The 17168-nt window shown below is 74.8% G+C and carries 14 protein-coding genes; 10 read left to right on the forward strand and 4 right to left on the reverse strand.

What is annotated here, in order from left to right:
• Positions 1-275 precede the first annotated feature (275 nt).
• The 8 genes from ABTZ03_RS40700 to ABTZ03_RS40735 all read left to right on the forward strand — a co-directional run bounded on the left by ABTZ03_RS40700 (position 276) and on the right by ABTZ03_RS40735 (position 11481).
• Entirely contained in the window at positions 276-1685 is a 1410-nt protein-coding gene (locus tag ABTZ03_RS40700; RefSeq protein WP_350518284.1) for a sensor histidine kinase, read from the forward strand.
• Positions 1637-2302 carry a response regulator transcription factor gene (locus ABTZ03_RS40705; RefSeq protein WP_350518285.1) on the forward strand — a complete coding sequence of 222 codons (666 nt, stop codon included), beginning with the start codon at positions 1637-1639 and terminating at the stop codon, positions 2300-2302. Before ABTZ03_RS40700 ends, ABTZ03_RS40705 begins: the two co-directional genes overlap by 49 nt.
• Before the next feature lie 198 nt (positions 2303-2500).
• On the forward strand, positions 2501-4156 hold the full coding sequence (locus ABTZ03_RS40710) for a DUF2637 domain-containing protein (protein ID WP_350518286.1): 1656 nt from the start codon (positions 2501-2503) through the stop codon (positions 4154-4156).
• Positions 4157-4330: 174 nt separating this feature from the next.
• Positions 4331-5620, forward strand: a complete 1290-nt coding sequence (locus ABTZ03_RS40715) for a DUF6986 family protein (protein ID WP_350518287.1) — start codon at positions 4331-4333, stop codon at positions 5618-5620.
• Between the two features lie 143 nt (positions 5621-5763).
• Positions 5764-6420: a YigZ family protein gene (locus tag ABTZ03_RS40720; RefSeq protein WP_350518288.1), complete on the forward strand. Its 657-nt coding sequence runs from the start codon at positions 5764-5766 to the stop codon at positions 6418-6420.
• 228 nt (positions 6421-6648) lie between these two features.
• Positions 6649-8487 carry a hypothetical protein gene (locus tag ABTZ03_RS40725; RefSeq protein WP_350518289.1) on the forward strand — a complete coding sequence of 613 codons (1839 nt, stop codon included), beginning with the start codon at positions 6649-6651 and terminating at the stop codon, positions 8485-8487.
• 114 nt (positions 8488-8601) lie between these two features.
• Positions 8602-10317, forward strand: coding sequence for a restriction endonuclease (locus ABTZ03_RS40730; RefSeq protein ID WP_350518290.1), 1716 nt, complete (start codon positions 8602-8604; stop codon positions 10315-10317).
• Positions 10318-10716: 399 nt separating this feature from the next.
• Entirely contained in the window at positions 10717-11481 is a 765-nt protein-coding gene (locus tag ABTZ03_RS40735) for a ZIP family metal transporter (protein ID WP_350518291.1), read from the forward strand.
• A 47-nt stretch (positions 11482-11528) separates the two neighbouring features.
• Here ABTZ03_RS40735 and ABTZ03_RS40740 read toward each other — a convergent pair whose 3' ends face one another.
• Entirely contained in the window at positions 11529-12449 is a 921-nt protein-coding gene (locus ABTZ03_RS40740; protein ID WP_350518292.1) for a LysR family transcriptional regulator, read from the reverse strand.
• A gap of 109 nt (positions 12450-12558) precedes the next feature.
• Between ABTZ03_RS40740 and ABTZ03_RS40745 the strand changes: the two genes are divergently transcribed.
• Complete coding sequence (locus tag ABTZ03_RS40745; RefSeq protein ID WP_350518305.1) at positions 12559-13500, forward strand: EamA family transporter; 942 nt, start codon at positions 12559-12561, stop codon at positions 13498-13500.
• Here the strand turns inward: ABTZ03_RS40745 and ABTZ03_RS40750 are convergent.
• Positions 13391-13969, reverse strand: coding sequence for a MarR family winged helix-turn-helix transcriptional regulator (locus tag ABTZ03_RS40750; protein WP_350518293.1), 579 nt, complete (start codon positions 13967-13969; stop codon positions 13391-13393). The two genes, ABTZ03_RS40745 and ABTZ03_RS40750, sit on opposite strands and share 110 nt — an antisense overlap.
• A 167-nt stretch (positions 13970-14136) precedes the next feature.
• Between ABTZ03_RS40750 and ABTZ03_RS40755 the strand changes: the two genes are divergently transcribed.
• Entirely contained in the window at positions 14137-14490 is a 354-nt protein-coding gene (locus ABTZ03_RS40755; RefSeq protein WP_350518294.1) for a DUF2218 domain-containing protein, read from the forward strand.
• Positions 14491-14495: 5 nt separating this feature from the next.
• Here ABTZ03_RS40755 and ABTZ03_RS40760 read toward each other — a convergent pair whose 3' ends face one another.
• On the reverse strand, positions 14496-15137 hold the full coding sequence (locus ABTZ03_RS40760; RefSeq protein WP_350518295.1) for a phosphatase PAP2 family protein: 642 nt from the start codon (positions 15135-15137) through the stop codon (positions 14496-14498).
• A 511-nt stretch (positions 15138-15648) separates the two neighbouring features.
• The gene (gabT, locus tag ABTZ03_RS40765) at positions 15649-16989 is read right to left on the reverse strand and encodes a 4-aminobutyrate--2-oxoglutarate transaminase (RefSeq protein ID WP_350518296.1); all 1341 of its coding nucleotides are present in this window, start codon (positions 16987-16989) and stop codon (positions 15649-15651) included.
• Positions 16990-17168: the final 179 nt, after the last annotated feature.

Raw genomic sequence — 17168 nt, forward strand, 5'->3', positions numbered from 1 at the left:
GATGGTACTGCAGGGGGGACCCTGTGGGAGAGTAGGACGCCGCCGAACAATTCTTCAGAAAAGGCCCGCCCGGGTTACCGGGTGGGCCTTTTCGCATTTCCGGACGGTCCGGTCCACGGTCCGATCCGATGATCATCCGAGCGGCCGGGTGTTGCTCCTGTCATCGACAGGTGGTCCTAGGTCTACCTCGGAATTGGGGTGCCACGGCCAGTGTCCGGAGCGGGTCGTTCGTGAACACTGAAGGAGGACGATCGGTACCGGCATCAGGAGCTTGCGTGACCACAGAGACTCGTACGAGCGGCACGTCCGTCCGTGCGCAGACCGAGGCGGCCTTCCAGGCCGGCGGCCAGGGGCTGGCCCGGCTGGCTCAGGTGGTGCTGGCCGCGGTGCCCGGGTTCGTGATCCCGCTGGTGGCGGCCGTCTTCACGGGAGTGGTGACGGCTCAGCTCCTGCAGTACTACTACCTGTCGGCCGTGCTGGCCCTCGGGGCGGCGGCGGTCGTGGGCGCCGCGGTGGCCTCGGTCTTCCTCCGGCGGACGGCGGACCGCACCCGGCTGTTGCTGGAGCGCTGGTACGGCATCCGGCTGCCGGCCGTCTACGAGCCGGTGCCGAGGCTGGAGCCGGACGAGCGCGGGCACTGGTGGACGGGCTACTCGTACCACCGCTCGCAGACCGTCGCGAAGTACGCGCAGCTGGTCCACTGGGGCCTGCGGGACCGGACCACCCGGGCCGAGCTGCTCTGGATGATCGTGAACCCGGTCCTCGCCGCGGTCCTGGGCGGCGCGGTGGTCCTGCTGCTGGTGCTGGGTACGGCCTTCGCCCTGGGCGGCGTGGTGCCGGCGAACGGCTTCGGTCCACTGAGCGCGCGGATGGTCCGGGTCGGGCTGAGCCTGGTGGTCGGGATCGGCATGATCGTCGCCGGGATACTCCTCGCCCCGCACGCGGTGCGGGGGTACGTGGAGGTGGCCCGCCGGGTGCTGGACCAGGACGGCCGGGCCACGCACGCCCAGCTGACCAAGCGGGTGGCCGAGTTGACCGAGACCCGGGCCGACGCGGTGGGCAGCCAGGCGGCCGAGTTGCGGCGGATCGAGCGCGACCTGCACGACGGCGCCCAGGCGCGGCTGGTGGCGATCGGGATGACGCTGGGGACCATCGAGCACCTGATGGAGACCGACCAGGCGGCCGCGCGGGAGCTCCTCTCCGAGGCCCGGCAGTCCTCGGCCCGGGCCCTGCAGGAGCTGCGCGACCTGGTCCGCGGCATCCACCCGCCGGTGCTCGCCGAGCGCGGACTCGGCGACGCGGTGCGGGCGTTGGCGCTGGACAGTGCACTGCCGACCGAGGTGTTCGTGAGCCTGCCGGACCGGCTGCCCGCCCCGGTCGAGGCGGCCGTCTACTTCAGCATCAGCGAACTGCTGGCCAACGCGGCCAAGCACTCGGAGGCGGAGCAGGTGTGGGTGGACATCCTGTACCGGGCCGGGTCCCTCCGGGTCACGGTGACGGACGACGGCGTGGGGGTGGCGGATCCGTCACGGGGTACGGGCCTGCGCGGGATCGAGCGTCGATTGGGTACCTTCGACGGTGTCCTCGCCATCGACAGCACGTCGGGCGGTCCCACCACCATCACCTTGGAGTTGCCGTGCGAGTTGTCCTCGCCGAGGACCTCTACCTCCTCCGCGAAGGCCTGATCCGCCTGTTGGAAGCCCACGGCTTCACCATCGCGGCCGCCGTGGAGACCGGCCCCGAGCTGCTGGACGCGCTGTTGACCCACCGCCCCGACGTGGCGGTGGTGGACGTCCGGCTGCCCCCGACGCTCACCGACGAGGGGCTCCAGGCCGCACTCAAGGCGCGCCGGGAGATCCGCGGCCTTCCGGTGCTGGTGCTCTCGCAGCATGTCCAGCAGCTCTACGCACGGGAGTTGCTGGCCGACGGCACGGGCGGGATCGGCTACCTGCTGAAGGACCGGGTGTTCAACGCCGACCAGTTCATCGACGCGGTCCGTCGGGTGGCGGCGGGCGGGACGGCGATGGACCCGGACGTGATCGCCAAGCTGATGGAGACCACGTCACGCCGCCCGGGCCCGCTGCTCGGGCTCTCCCCGCGCGAGCGCGAGGTGCTGGAGCTGATGGCCGAGGGGTGCTCCAACTCGGCCATCGCCGGCCGCCTCTCGGTGAGCGACGGAGCCGTGGCCAAGCACATCGCCAACATCTTCAGCAAGCTCGAACTCGCCCCGGACGAGGACGCCAACCGCCGGGTGATGGCCGTGCTCGCCTACCTCAACGGCACGGCGGGGCAGAGCCGCTGACGCCCCGACCGGTTGGGAGGAGCGGGCCGACGGCCCGTACAGTGACACTCCGGGCTGCGGAAACGCTGAAACACGCGTACGAGTAAACTCCGGTGGGCCGAGCCCGGAGGTTGCCCAGCCGTCCGGCGGCCCGACTGGCGGGCACCGGCAGCCGAGGCGAGTACGGCAGCCGCCGACATCCAGGGGTTGATAGACGTAATGGCACGCCCAACGCTCACCAAGGCTCACCGCGGTCTGCTCGGCATGGTCGCGGGCGGTGCCTGCATCATCTCGGGCATCGGGTTCGCGGGTTCGTACAACGCGGTGCGCGAGCTGGCCATGGAGAAAGGTTTCGGTGCCTTCTCCTACGCCTTCCCGATCGGCGTCGACGCGGGCATCGTCGTGCTCCTCGCCCTCGACCTGGTGCTGACCTGGCTGCGGATCCCCTTCCCGATGCTGCGCCAGACCGCCTGGCTGCTGACCGTCGCCACCATCGCCTTCAACGCGGCCGCCTCCTGGGGCGATCCGCTCGGCATGGGGATGCACGCCGTCATCCCGGTGCTGTTCGTCGTCGTGGTCGAGGCCTCCCGGCACGCGGTCGGCCGGATCGCGGCGATCACCGCGGACCGCCACATGGAGTCGGTCCGGGTGATGCGCTGGTTGCTCTCCCCGGTGCCCACCTTCCGGCTCTGGCGGCGGATGAAGCTCTGGGAGCTCCGCTCCTACGAAGAGGTCATCCGGCTGGAACAGAACCGGCTGGTCTACCGGGCGCAGCTGCGCTTCCGCTACGGCCGGGGCTGGCGCCGCTCCGCCCCGATCCAGGCGCTGCTGCCGCTCAAGCTCGCCAAGTTCGGCGTCCCGTTGGACCCGTCGCTGCTGGACCGACTGGACGAGGAGGCCCGCGAGCGCGAGGCCAAGGAGGCGCCGGCGGCGCAGGGGACGCAGGAGCTCGACGACCGCTCCCAGCAGAGTCGCGCCGCGACGGCCATCGCCCCGGCGGCGCCCGCCGTCGGCAACCCGGTCCAGGCACAGGCTCAGGCGCAGCCGCAGAGCCAGGCCCAGTTCCAGGCCCCGAACCAGGCGGCGCAGCCGCAGCAGGTCCAGCCCCCGGCGGCCCAGACCCAGGGTGCCCAGGTCCAGGTCCAGCCCGAGGTCGCCCCCGGCCCCGACCTCGACCCCGAGGCGCAGCCCGCCGCGGCCCCGGTGCCGATGTCCGCCGAGGTCGCCGCGCCGATGCTGGCACGCCTCCACGCCGTCCGGCTGCGCGCCGCCCAGGAGCCGGACGAGGCGGCGGCCGCCGCGCCGCCGCGCGGCGAGGAGCTGAACGTCTGGACCGAGCGCCCGGTCCGCACCACCGGCCACCCGGCCGACGCCGCCCCGGGCGGACGGGTGCCCGGCCAGGCCTCGCCGTGGTTCAAGCCCCCGCGTCCGCTCGACGAGGGGCCCGTCCCGGTCCCGCCGGTCCCGCAGACCCCGATGGCCCCGCAGGCTCCTCAGGCACCGCAGGGCCAGCGCCCGGCCGCCCAGCAGCCGCAGCCCGAGCCGTCCGTCGAGCCGCAGCACCGTCAGCCGTCCGCCCGGGCCGAGCAGCACGCCCGGCCCGAGCAGCCGGTTCCGGCCGAGGAGCCCGTCCAAGGCGCCGAGCCCGCACACCTCCCGGAGCCCATGCCCCTCGACCAGGACATCGCCTACGACGCCCTGGTCTCGTACATGGACAGCCACGGTCACCAGCCCGACCCCCAGCGCCTCGCCGCCTGGCTGACCACCGAGTACGGGATCACCGGCAAGGGCCCGGACGGCTCGGTCCACCCCAAGGAGGTCGCCGAGCTCTACCCGCAGCTGCGCGACCGCTACGCCGCCGCCGGAAGGGACTGAGCCCACACGGGGGGCCCGGGTCGAGGCCCGCGTCGAGGCCCGGGCAAACGTCCGGGCCGACGCCCGCGCCCGAATCCGGTCCACCGCTCGGTCGGCCATTGACGCCCGATCCCACCGGAGCTACCTTCGCCTCAACAAATTGTTGAAGCGCTGGTTCGGCATGGAGGAGTGCGGATGTCGCAGGTCGAGGTCGACGGAACCGGACCGACGGGCGGGGCCTCCTTCTCCGCCGACGCCCGCGCCGCCGTGGAGGCGCTGCTCGCCCCGGTGGACGCCGACCTGGCCCGCCGCTACCCCGGCGACCCCGGCACCCGGCAGCCCGTGCACACCGTCTACGTCCCGGCCGACGCCTTCCGCGCCGACACCGTCCGGGAGTGGGGCCGCCAGGCCCTGGAGGCCTTCGACACCCACGCCGGCACCCCGGCCGAGCTGGCCCGAGCCCTCGGCGTGGCCGACGACGAACTGCTCGCCGACGTGCACGCCCGGGTGCGCGCCAAGCTGGAGCGCGAGCCGGTCGAGGACCTGCGGATCGACTTCGAGGACGGCTACGGCCCCCGGCCCGACGCCGAGGAGGACGCCGCCGCCGTCCGGGCCGCCGAGCTGGTCGCGGCCGCGGTCGCCGACGGGAGCGCGCCGCCGTACGTCGGCATCCGGATCAAGTGCATGGAGGCGCCCGTCCGGGCCCGCGGGATCCGCACCCTGGAGCTGTTCCTCGCCGGCCTGCTGGCCGCCGGCGGCCTGCCGGAGGGCCTGGTCCTCACCCTGCCCAAGGTCACCTACGCCGAGCAGGTCACCGCGCTGGTCCGGCTGCTGGAGGACTTCGAGCGCCGGGCCGGGCTGCCCGCCGGCCGGATCGGCTTCGAGATCCAGATCGAGACCACCCAGGCGATCCTGGGCCCGGACGGCCGGGCCACCGTCGCCCGGATGATCGAGGCCGCCGAGGGCCGCGCCACCGGCCTGCACTACGGCACCTTCGACTACAGCGCCTCCTGCGGCGTCAGCGCGGCCCACCAGAGCATGGACCACCCGGTCGCCGACCACGCCAAGGCGGTGATGCAGGTGGCCGCGGCCGGTACCGGCGTCCGGCTGTCCGACGGCTCGACCAACGTCATCCCCACCGGCTCCACCGCGCAGGTGCACGCCGCCTGGAAGCTCCACCACGACCTGGTCCGCCGCTCGCTGGCCCGCGCCTACTACCAGGGCTGGGACATGCACCCGGCCCACCTGCCGACCCGCTACGTCGCGGTCTACTCCTTCTACCGGGAGGGCCTGGCGGCGGCCGCCGCCCGACTGGCCGCGTACGTGGCCAAGACGGGCGGCGACGTGATGGACGAGCCGGCCACCGCCCGGGCGCTCAGCGGCTACCTGCTGCGCGGCCTGGACTGCGGTGCCGTCGACCCGGCCGAGGTCACCGCGCTGACCGGCCTGGACCGCGCGCGGCTGGACGCCCTGGCCGGTCGCTGACCCCTCCCCGCGGCTCCGGCCGGGAGCCCCCGCGCCCGCCCGCGGACCCCTCCGCCGACGCGCCAACTAGGCTGGCGGTGCCGCCCCGGACCCCCGGGGCGCGCGCCGCCAGCCGTCGCCGTTCCCGGGAGAACCACCGCGCCATGTCCGCCACGCCGGAACCGACCGCCAGGCCGTACCTCACCATCCGGCGGGCCGGCAGCCACGAGACCGAGATCAAGAAGTCCCGCTTCATCTGCCACCTCGCCCGGGTCTCCGACGAGGACGAGGCCCAGGCCTTCATCGCCGGCGTCCGCAAGCGGTACTGGGACGCCCGGCACAACTGCACCGCCTTCGTGGTCGGCGACGAGCAGCGCCGCGAGCGCTCCAGCGACGACGGCGAGCCCGGCGGCACGGCCGGGGTGCCGATGCTGGAGGTGCTTCGCCGCCGCGGCCTGACCGACACCGTCGCCGTCGTGACCAGGTACTTCGGCGGGATCAAGCTCGGCGCGGGCGGCCTGGTGCGGGCGTACGGGAACGCGGTGTCGGCGGCGGTCGACGAGGTCGGCCTGCTGGAGCGGCGGCCGGTCGCGCTGCTCGCGGTGACGGCGGACCACGTGCGCGCCGGGCGGGTGGAGAACGACCTGCGGGCCGCCGGGTACGCGGTGAGCGACCTCGCCTACGAGGCGGCCGGGGTGCGGATCGAGGTGGGCGTGCCGGAACCGGAGGTGGCCGGGTTCCACACCTGGCTGGCCGAGGCGACCGGCGGTACCGCGGTGGCGGTCCCGGCCGGCCGGACCTACGTCGAAGTGCCGGTCTGAGCGCGGTCCGGGCCCCGGCCCGGCCCGTCGACGGGTTGCTCCGCGTAGCCGAGCGGCTGCGCCACGCGGTAGACGGCTTGAACAGATTCACCCGAACGTAGTGTCGTGGCCCGGAGTTGGAACTTCCGCTCCGGGCCATGGCGTTTCCTGGGCAAGGATCCGGCGGAACCGGACGAAAACCATCGATGGAGGACAACAGACCCCACCCCGCACCACGGAGGTATGCGCATGACCTCAGACCGTTCGCCGTCGCCCGCCGGTGCCGACCTCCCCGGCCTCCGGGGCCCCGCGACGCCCTACCGGATGACCGTCACCACCGCCCTTCCGCACGCCGAGGCCGTCGCCCTGGCCGACGAGCAACTCGCCTCCTGGCTGAAGCAGGAGGGCTGCGAGGAGCCCCCGCCCGCCCCCCGCACCGCCGCGGCACAACCGCCGGGCACCCTCACCACCGCTCCCGAGCGTCTGCGCCTGGGCGATCGGGTCCTGCTGGACCGGGACCACGGACCGCTGCGCGGCGGCCCCGGAGCCGGCCGCTACGATCGCCGCCGCCTGCGCACCCCGGCCCCGCACGGCACCCGACAGCTCACCCTCACCGTGGCCACCGGCGCCGGCGGCCCCACCTGGTTCCGGCTGGAGTCCGAGACGCACAACACCGGCAGCGGGGTGCGCACCCCCTGCCGGGTGCCGGTGCCCGAGCTGGCCCGCACGCTGCTCCCGCTGCTGGACGCCGCCGACGGCCCGGCCGCCGTCCACCCCGCCCCCCGGGTGATCACGGCCGGCGAGGTCGACGACCTGATCGACGAGCTGTGCGACCCGGCGCGCCGACTGCCCACCGTGGTCGCCAGCGTGCCGGTGAACCTCCCGCTCGACCACTGGGTCGAGGACGTGGTCCGCCCGCTCTGCCGACAACTGCCCGGCCTCGCCACCGCCTACGTGCTGGACCCGGGCGCCCGCAGCGGCTTCAACGTAGCGCTGGAGTACCACACCGTGTACGGCGGTGCGGTGCGCACCTACCTGCCCGAGGTCGACCCGGCCTCCCGGCAGGACAGCGCCCGACATCCGGTCCTCGCCCGGGGCCGAATAGAGCAGGACCCCCGCCGCGCCGCCGGGCTGCTCGCCCGCGAGCCGCGCCGCCTCGCCGCCGACCAGCCGCTGCCGCCGCCGCTGGCCGCCGTGCCGGTGCTGCGCGTCCCGCCCCCGCAGCTGCGCCGCGCCGCCGACCGGGCGACGGCCGAGCCCGCCCGCCCGAACGCGGAGCCGGCCCCCCGCACCGGTGCCGACACCGGCACCGGCACGACTGCGGCGACCGCAGCCGAACTGGCCGCGCTCGCCCGCGAGGAGCAGCAGGACCGCGCCGAACAGCAGGCGAGGGTCGACGAACTGGAGCGGGTCCGGCACGCCCTCCGGCTGGAGCGCCGCGACCACGGCCAGGGCAGGGACGGCCACGAGGGCCGCCTCCGGACCGGCCCGCACGGCGCCCTGACCGGCCGTCACTGCAGCGGACCGCCCTCGGCCCCGGGCACGATCGCGGCCGGCCCCGTCCGCCGCTCCGCCGCCCCGTCCGCCGGGTGCCTCGGCAAGCCCGAGACCTTCACCGAACTCCTCACCAGGCTGGGCGACTTCCCGCTGCTCACGTTCACCGGGGACCAGAAGAGCGCACTCGCCCTGGACGGACTCCAGTGCGCGGGCGCCGGCTGGGCCCGGCTCGCCTGGGACGGCCTGACCGCCCTCCAGGAGTACGCCGAGGCGGCCGTGCGCGGCTCGGCCGGCGGGGACTTCAAGCAGTGGTGCGAGCACACCCCGGACGGCTGCCACCGCTTCCCGCCCCGCAAGGCGGTGCGCGGGGAGTCCCGGACGGTGTTCAGCCACACCAAGTGGAAGCGCGAACGGATGCTGCCGGTGCCGGAGTGCGTGGACGCCTCCCGGCGGGCGTTCATGGGTGCGCACCTGCGGATCGGCGGCGGGCGCACCGCACCCCGGCTGCACTACCTGGACGACTGCTCCGGCAGTGGCCGGATCTATGTCGGTTACATCGGTCTCCACCTCACCAACACCCGGACCAACTGACCGGCTTGGCTGACCGCTGCGCCCGTTCGGTGGACAATGTCCGGCAGGGGCGGGGCCGCGGGCCGGTCGGTCGCCCCCGGAAGGCGCCGGACGAGCATGGGGGAACGACGACCGATGCAGTACTCAGCAGACGGCCAGTCGGACGGCACCGCCACCGTCCAGTTCCCCCGACCGGGCTTCCTCGCCTCGGTGTTCCGTGACCTCGGCGCCGAACAGGGGCCGGAGCCGGACGGTGCCGCGGCCGGGGCGGCGTCCGGCCCTCCCGACCAGGAGCCGGCCGGGGGCGGCCCGGCCGGCCAGGGCTCCGAGCAGGGCGCCGCCGACCCGGGCCACCCCGGTCCCGACCCCGTGGCCGATCCGGCCGACCCCGCCGAGGCCGTCGCGGCGCACGCCCGGGCCGCCGCCCTGACCCACCACCGCACGCTCACCGTCAAGGCCGAGCACGACCGGCTGGCGGACCTGCTGCGGCGGGCCGCGCTGCCCGTCTCGGCGATGGACTTCGAGAGCCAGCTGCGGCACTACGAGCCCCGCCCCTACCCGGCCGACGGCCCGGAACCCGACGACGGGGCCGAGCCCCGCTGGGCGGACTACGCCCCCGAGGAACCGGCCGCCGCCGACCCGGAGAGCGGCGCGTCCCGCCGACTGCTGGACTCCGGCTACCAGCGCGAACTGGCCCAGGCCCGGCTCACCCACCAGCGCGCCCTGCGCGAGTGGCGCACCCGCCGGGCCGAGGCCGGCCGCCCGGCCGCCGACGAGTCCCGGCGCGCCCACGAGGCGGCCGAGGAGGCCCGGGCCCGGGCCGTGCGCGAGTACAACGACAGCCTGGAGGAGTGCCGGCGCGCCTACCGGCTGGCCGAACCGGCCGCCGTGGAGTCGCTGCTGGAGCGTGCGCTGGCCGCCGCCGAGACCGCCACCCAGGACCTGCCCGCCCCCTGCCGGGCGGTCTTCCGCCCGCTCACCCGCACCGCCGTGCTGGACCTCGACCTGCCCCCGCTCGACCTGGTGCCCTCGCTCACCGGCTACCGGCTCGCCCCCGAGGGCGACATCCTCCCGGTGCCGCGTCCGCCCGCGGACCGGGCCACCGACTACCTGCGGCTGGTCGCCCGGCTCGCTCTACGGTCGCTCCAGGCCGCCGACGCGGTGGACACCGACGAGATACTCGCCGGCGTCGTCCTCAACGGCTGGCTGCGCGAGCCCGGCGCGGCCGAGCCGTTCTGCCTGGTCAGCGTGGACGCCGACCGCGACGCCCTGGCCCGCACCCGGCTGCTGCCGCCGGAGACCCCGTACGAGGACCGCGACGACGAGGGCGTCTACGCGGACGCCGAGCAGGACGAGGCGCTGGTCCGGCTGCGTCAGCTCGGTGCCGCCGTGACCCCGGACCCGTACGCCCGCGCGGTGGTCCGGCCGGCCGGCCGGGCCGGTGCCGCCGTCCCGGCCGCGCCCGACCTGTCCGCCAACGAGTTCGCCCAGCTGGTGCGCGACCTGCTGACGCGGGGCGGGCTCGCCGAGTGGAGCGTCCGGCTGCGCGGCCCGGCCGGGCTGGTCGCCACCGGCGAGGGCGCCCCCGGCAGCGCCCTGCCCGGCCGCTGGGTGGTCTGGGCCTCCCGGGACTCCGAACCGGTCACCGCGGAGCAGATCGAGACCCTGGCCGAGGCGGTCCGCGAGGAGTCCGCGGAACGCGGCCTGCGGCTGACCACCGGCAGCTTCGCCGAGGAGGCGCTGGACCTCACCGCCGAGGACGGCCACCGCCACATCCACCTGATCGACGGCGACGGCGTCCGCGAACTCGCCCGCACCCACCTCGGCCTGCCGCTCGCCACCGGCCGCTGACGGTCCCGACCCGAACCGTCCCGCCCCGAACCGTCCCGACCGGCTCCGACCCGGTCCGACCTGCACCGATCCAGGCTCTCACTCCGACGGCCCACCCGGCGGGCGCTCCTCCGTACCCGGACCAAGGCTGAGGGGACCGGGCCGACCGGGCCGCGGCCGAGCAGCGGTCGGGCCCCCGGCACCCCCGGGCGATCACCCCCGAACGGGCGTCCGGTACGGTCGGCGCTCGGCCCGGCCACGGGCGGACCGCAGGGGGAGAGGAATGGGCAGAGCGCTCGGCAGACCACACGGCGGAACCGGCCGTCCGACCGGCCAGGCGGCAGCACCGCCGGCCCCGACCCGGCCAAACGTCCGGACCCGGCCGTCGGCCGCGCCCGGCGCCATGGCGGAGGCGGCCCGATGACCGCCGTCCTGGTCGCCGCCGGAGCGTTCCTGATGACGCTGATCGGCGGCTTCGTCGCCCATCGCACCGGCGACCGCCGCCACCTGGTGCTCGGCTTCGCCGCCGGACTGATGCTCGGCGTGGTCGTCTTCGACCTGCTGCCCGAGGCCCTCCACCAGGCGCCGGACGAGGTGCACGGCGTGCCCCAGGCCCTGCTGATGTTCGCGGCCGGCTTCCTCGCCATCCACGTGGTCGAACGCGCCGTCGCCATCCACCGCGGCCACGAGGGCGAGTACGCCGAGCACACCCACGGCCACCACCACGGCCACTCCCACCGCTCCGACCGCCAGGGCGTCGGCCTGACCGCCGCGCTGGCCCTGGTCGGGCACAGCGTGATGGACGGCTTCGCGATCGGCGCCGCCTTCCAGGCCGGCACCACCGTCGGCACCGTGGTGGCCATCGCGGTGGTCGCCCACGACTTCGCCGACGGCTTCAACACGTACACGATCACCCGGCTGTACGGGAACAACCGGCGCCGGGCGCTGACCCTGCTCGCGGCCGACGCGCTGGCCCCGGTCTCCGGCGCCGCGGTCACTCTGGCCTTCACCATCCCGGAGCACCTGCTCGGCCTCTACCTGGGCTTCTTCGCCGGCTTCCTGCTCTACCTGGCGACCTCCGACATCCTCCCCGAGGCCCACAGCCCGCACCCCTCGCGCAGCACCCTGCTGTGCACCCTGGCCGGGGTCGGCTTCATGTGGCTGGTCATCGGCCTCGCCAATTAGCTCCGGTCCGGCCGGATCGCGTCCGGCGCCGCGCCCGGCGGCACCGGTCAGTGCGGCGGGGCGTCCCGCTGGATGGTGCTCCAGCCCTCCCGCATCGCCGCCAGCGCCTCGGTGATGGCCGGCCGCCGGGAGGCCTGGGAGCGCCAGAGCGCGAACACCCGCCGGCTCGGCTGCGAGGCGACCGGGCGGACCACCACCCCGGCCGGCAGCGGGCCCCGGCCGAGCCGGGGCACCAGGGCCATCCCCAGCCCGGCCGCCACCAGCGCGATCTGGGTCTCGAAGTCGCCGAGCTGGTAGCGCACGTCCGGCTCCTCGCCGGCCTCGCGCAGGGTCCGGAGCAGCCAGTCGTGGCAGATGTTGCCCGGCGGCACGCTGATCCAGCGCTGCCCGAGCAGCCGCTCCACCGGCACCGCGTCCAGCTCCGCCAGCTCGTCCCCGGCGGGCAGCACCAGGTCCACCCGGTCCGTCCCGAGGTCCAGCCGGGAGACCCCCTCCTGCACCGGCAGCGGCACGCTCGGCCAGTCCTGCACCAGGGCCAGGTCCACCTCACCCCGCGCGACCAGCTCCGCCGCCGGGTACGGGTCGCTCTCCAGCAGTCGCACGTCCAGCTCCGGGCAGCGCCGTCGCAGCTCGGCCAGCACCCCGGGCATCAGCCCGCGCGCACCGGTCGCGAAGCTGGCCACCAGCAGCCGCCCGACCGCCCGGCCGCGTTGCTCCTCCAGCCGCACCTCGGCCTGCTCCACCAGCCCCAGGACGGTCCGCGCGGTGGCGGCCAGCTCCCGGGCCGCGTCGGTCAGCACCACGCCCCGGCCCTGCCGTTCCAGCAGCACCGTACGCGTCTCCCGCTCCAGTTTGGCGATCTGCTGCGAGACCGCGGAGGGCGTGAAGCCGAGCGCCGTCGCCGCCCCGCCGACCGAGCCGTGCACCGCCACCGCGTGCAGCGCCCGCAGGCGCCCCAGATCCATCATACAGCGATCCTAAACGGTCCCCTTCAGTATTCATCGCTGGTGCTACACACTCCGGGGCGGCCATGCTCGCTCCATGACCGCGACACCCGCCGCTCCGGCCGGCCCGAGCATGCGCCCCCGCCACATCGCCCTGGCCGTCCTGGTGGCCGCCGTGTGGGGCCTCAACTTCGTCCTGATCGACGTCGGCCTGGACAGCTTCCCGCCGCTGCTCTTCTGCGCCCTACGGTTCGCCGTGGTCGCCGTCCCGGCGGTCTTCTTCGTCGGCCCGCCCAGGGTGGCCTGGCGCTGGGTGCTGGCGGTCGGCCTGGTCCTCGGGGTGGTCAAGTTCGGGCTGCTCTTCCTCGGCATGCACGCCGGGGCGCCGGCCGGCCTCTCCTCCCTGCTGCTCCAGGGGCAGGCCGGCTTCACCGCGCTGTTCGCGGCCGGTCTGCTGGGCGAACGCCCGGGCCGAAGGCGGCTGTTCGGGCTGGCGATCGCCTTCGCGGGCATCGCCCTGGCCGCCTTCGAACAGGGCCTCGGCGGCCCGCTCGGGGCCTTCGCCCTGGTCGTGCTGGCAGCCGTCGCCTGGGGCCTGTCCAACGTGCTCACCCGCAAGGCCGCGCCGCCGGACGCGCTGCGCTGGATGGTCTGGGTCAGCGCCGTCCCGCCGCTTCCGCTGCTGCTGCTGTCCCTGCTGGTGGAGGGCCCGGACGCGGACCTGCGGGCGCTGCGCGGGATGACCCTCGGCGGGCTCGGCGTGATCGGCTACGTCGGGCTGCTCTCCACCCTGTTCGGCTTCGTCGCCTGGAGCTACCTGCTGCGGAGCCACGACGCCACCGCCGTGGCGCCCTACTCGCTGCTGGTGCCGGTGTTCGGGATGTCCTCGGCCAGGCTGCTGCTCGGCGAGCGGGTCACCCCGACGGCAGCCGCGGCGGCCCTGCTGGTGGTCGCCGGGATCGGGATCACCGCGCTGCGCCCGGGGGCGCCGTCCGCGGCGGCGGCCCGGCTGCGAGGAAACGGGCCTCGGCGGCCCGCAGGACTCGCAGCAGCACCTCCTCGTCCTCGGGGCTGACCTCGCCGAAGTACTCCTGCGCCACCTCGTCCCGGACCTGTCCGATCCGCTCCACCGCCGCGCGGCCGGCCTCGGTCAGCAGGATCCGCACCGCGCGCCGGTCGGCCGGGTCGGGGCGGCGCTCGACCAGTCCGGCCTCCTCCAGCGCGTCGACCACCGTGGTCGCCGAGCGCGGCGCGATGTGCAGCTTGTCGGCGAGGTCGCTGAGCCGCATCGCCAGGTCCGGCGTCTCGCAGCCGGGCACATGGGCGAGCGTGCGCAGTGCCCGGGCCTGGCCGGGGGTGATGCCGTACGGTTCCAGCCGCCAGCCGGTCTGCCGTCGGATCCGCTTGATCGCCCTGGTCATCGCGTCCGCGAGTTCGGCGGGGGTGCCGGGGGTGCCGGGCTCGCCTGCGGTGCAGGGTTCGCCGGAGGTGCCAGGGGTGCCGGGGGAGGGGTCCGCCGGGGTGTCGGGCGGCGTGCTGGTCATCGGCGGTCTCCTCGGCTGGCGTCGGCGCCCAAGCGTATCGGCCGGTCCCGGGCGTGCGGCCCGCGACGGAAAGTGCTCGGAGAAATATGTTGAGCCTAGCTCAGCATCTGGGCTACCGTAGCCCCAAGTGAGGGCACCCTAAGTTCCCTCCCGTCCTTGGAGCACCCATGCCCGTTTCCACCGCCCGCGTCGCCACCGACCGCTCCGCCCGCTACGCCAAGCAGCTCGCCGCCCACATGAGCCGCAAGATCGAGACGTCCTTCTCCCCGGAGACCGGCCTCGGCACCCTGGTCTTCCGCGCCGGGACCGCCACCCTGGAGGCCCGGCCCGACGCGCTGCTGCTCTCCGTCGAGGGCGAGCGCGAGGACCTGCCCACCCTGGAGGACGTGGTCGGCCGCCACCTCGTCCGCTTCGGCACCCGCGACGAACTCGTCGTCGAATGGCACCGCGACAACGGCGAGGCCGGCCTGGTCCACCGCAACGAGGAGGACGCGCCCGAGCAGGCCGCCCCCGAGGCCTGACGCCGTCAGGCGCCTGGCCGGGGCAGCCGGCGGTCGAGTGCCCACAGCACCAGGACGGCCAGGCACCAGCTGGCGACCACGTCCAGCATCCAGTGGAAGTCGCTCCACACCAGCCCCGCACCCACCCCGAGCGCCAGCAGCACGGCGGCCGCGGCCAGCCCCCGGGCCGTCCGCCGGCCCGCCGCCCGGGCCAGCAGCAGCGCCGCCACCCCGTACGAGAACGTCGCGGTCGCGGTGTGCCCCGAGGGGTACCAGCCCCACTGCCCCGGCAGCAACGGATCCCCCAGCGGGCCCGGCCGGGCGAACCCCGCCTTCGCGGGAACCACCAGCAACGGGATCAGCACCGCGGTCAGCGCCGCCACCGGCAACGGCAGCCACCAGCGCCCCGCCCCCGCCCGACGCCACCACCAGGCGGCCAGCCCCCCGGCCGCCAGCAGCACCGGGACGGCGGGCACCCCGCCGCCCAGGTCCGACAGCAGATGGCCCAGGTGGTCGAGCGGGGCGCTCGGGTGCTCGCGGTGGGACGTCCGGACGGCCGCGCGGACCGAGCGGTCCACACCGAGCAGGGGCCCGTCCACCGCCACCTGCCAGGACACCACCAGCAGCAGCACCGCCGCGGTCACCGGCACCGCCACCGACCGGGCCACCCGGCCCAGGACAGCGGACAGCCGCCCCGGAGCAGGGGGGAGAGCTCCGGGGCGGCTCTGATGATCGCCGTTCCGTGCGCCCCGGGGGGTGTGGGTCGGACGGTCGGTCGATCGGCCTTCGGTGTGTGCCGACCCTCCCGGGGCGGCCTGGTTGTCCGCGCGGTGCCTGCGCCGTCCCGCCCCTCGGGGAGGTGTCGCGGACGGCTCCGCCAATGGCTGGGGCTCGCTGTCCATCTGTGATGACACTACGTCAACCGCCCTTCCGCACCGAGCGCCTTCAGCGATTCCGCACATCATCTTCACCCCGGTCCGGACCGGCTCCGAACCGGCTCCGAACCGGCTGCAGGCCGGCTCCAGGAGGCCCCGGAGAACCCCGCGAGAACCCCTGGAGAGCTCGGGAGAGCCCCGGGGAACCGAACGGCCCGCGAGGACCGTAAGTCCCCGCGGGCCGTTCAGCGCTGTCCGGACAACCCTCCGGAAGGGGGTATCACGACCTGACGGCCGCCACCGCTCAGACGGTGGCGAACGCGGCCTCCAGGATGTCCAGGCCCTCGTTCAGCAGGTGCTCCGGCATGACCAGCGGCGGCAGGAAGCGCAGCACGTTGCCGTAGGTACCGGCGGTCAGCACCACCAGGCCCTCGGCGTGGCAGGCCTTGGCGATCGCCGCGGTGGCCTCCGCGTTCGCCTCCTTGCCACCCGGCTTCACCAGCTCGACGGCGATCATCGCGCCGCGGCCGCGGACCTCGCCGATGATGTCGAACTTCTCCTGCATCGAACGCAGGCGGCCCAGCATGACCTCACCGATCCGCTGCGCCTTGCCGACGAGGTCCTGCTCCTTCATGGTCTCGATCGAGCCCAGCGCGGCGGCGCAGGCCACCGGGTTGCCGCCGTAGGTGCCGCCCAGACCGCCCGCGTGCGCGGCGTCCATGATCTCGGCGCGACCGGTCACAGCGGCCAGCGGCAGACCGCCGGCGATGCCCTTGGCGGTGGTGATCAGGTCCGGGACGATGCCCTCGTCCTCGCACGCGAACCACTGGCCGGTGCGGCAGAAGCCGGTCTGGATCTCGTCCGCGACGAACACGATGCCGTTCGCCTTCGCGAACTCCACGATGGCCGGCAGGAAGCCCTTGGCCGGCTCGATGAAGCCGCCCTCGCCCTGGATCGGCTCGATGATGATCGCGGCGACGTTCTCGGCGCCGATCTGCTTGTTGATGATCTCGATCGCCTGCGCGGCGGCCTCGGCGGCGCAGTTCTCCGCACCGGTCAGCCAGCGGTACGGGTAGGCCACCGGCACCCGGTGGATCTCCGGGGCGAACGGACCGAAGCCCTGCTTGTACGGCATGTTCTTCGCCGTCAGACCCATGGTCAGGTTGGTGCGGCCGTGGTAGCCGTGGTCGAACACCACGACGGCGGTGCGCTTGGTGTAGGCGCGGGCGACCTTCACCGCGTTCTCGACCGCCTCGGCGCCCGAGTTGAACAGCGCCGTGCGCTTCTCGTGGTCACCCGGGGTCAGCGCGTTCAGCTGCTCGGCGACGGCCACGTAACCCTCGTACGGGGTCACCATGAAGCAGGTGTGGGTGAAGGCGGCCAGCTGCTCGCTCGCCTTGGCCACCACGGCCTCGGCACTGTTGCCGACGTTGGTCACGGCGATGCCGGAGCCGAAGTCGATCAGCGAGTTGCCGTCCACGTCCTCCAGCACGCCGCCGTTGGCACGGGTGACGTACACCGGCAGGGTGGTGCCGACACCGGCCGCCACCGCACCCAGCTTGCGGGCCTGCAGCTCCTGCGACTTCGGACCCGGGATCGCGGTGACCAGGCGGCGCTCCTGCGGGAGCGGCGTTACGGCGCTCATGGGGTATCTCCAGACTTCTCGGCTCGGTGGTTCGCAGGCTACGGCCGCCCTCCCCGACCAGGCATGCGCCACTCGGTAGCACTGCGCCGTCCGACTTGTCCGGCACGGCCAGCGCGGACGGCGCGACTACCCGCAGGCCCCGCTCCACTACCCTGAGCGCGGGCGTGTCGCCGGTACGG

Origin of the sequence: Kitasatospora sp. NPDC096077 (genome assembly GCF_040303245.1) — a bacterium.
Taxonomy (GTDB): Bacteria; Actinomycetota; Actinomycetes; order Streptomycetales; family Streptomycetaceae; genus Kitasatospora.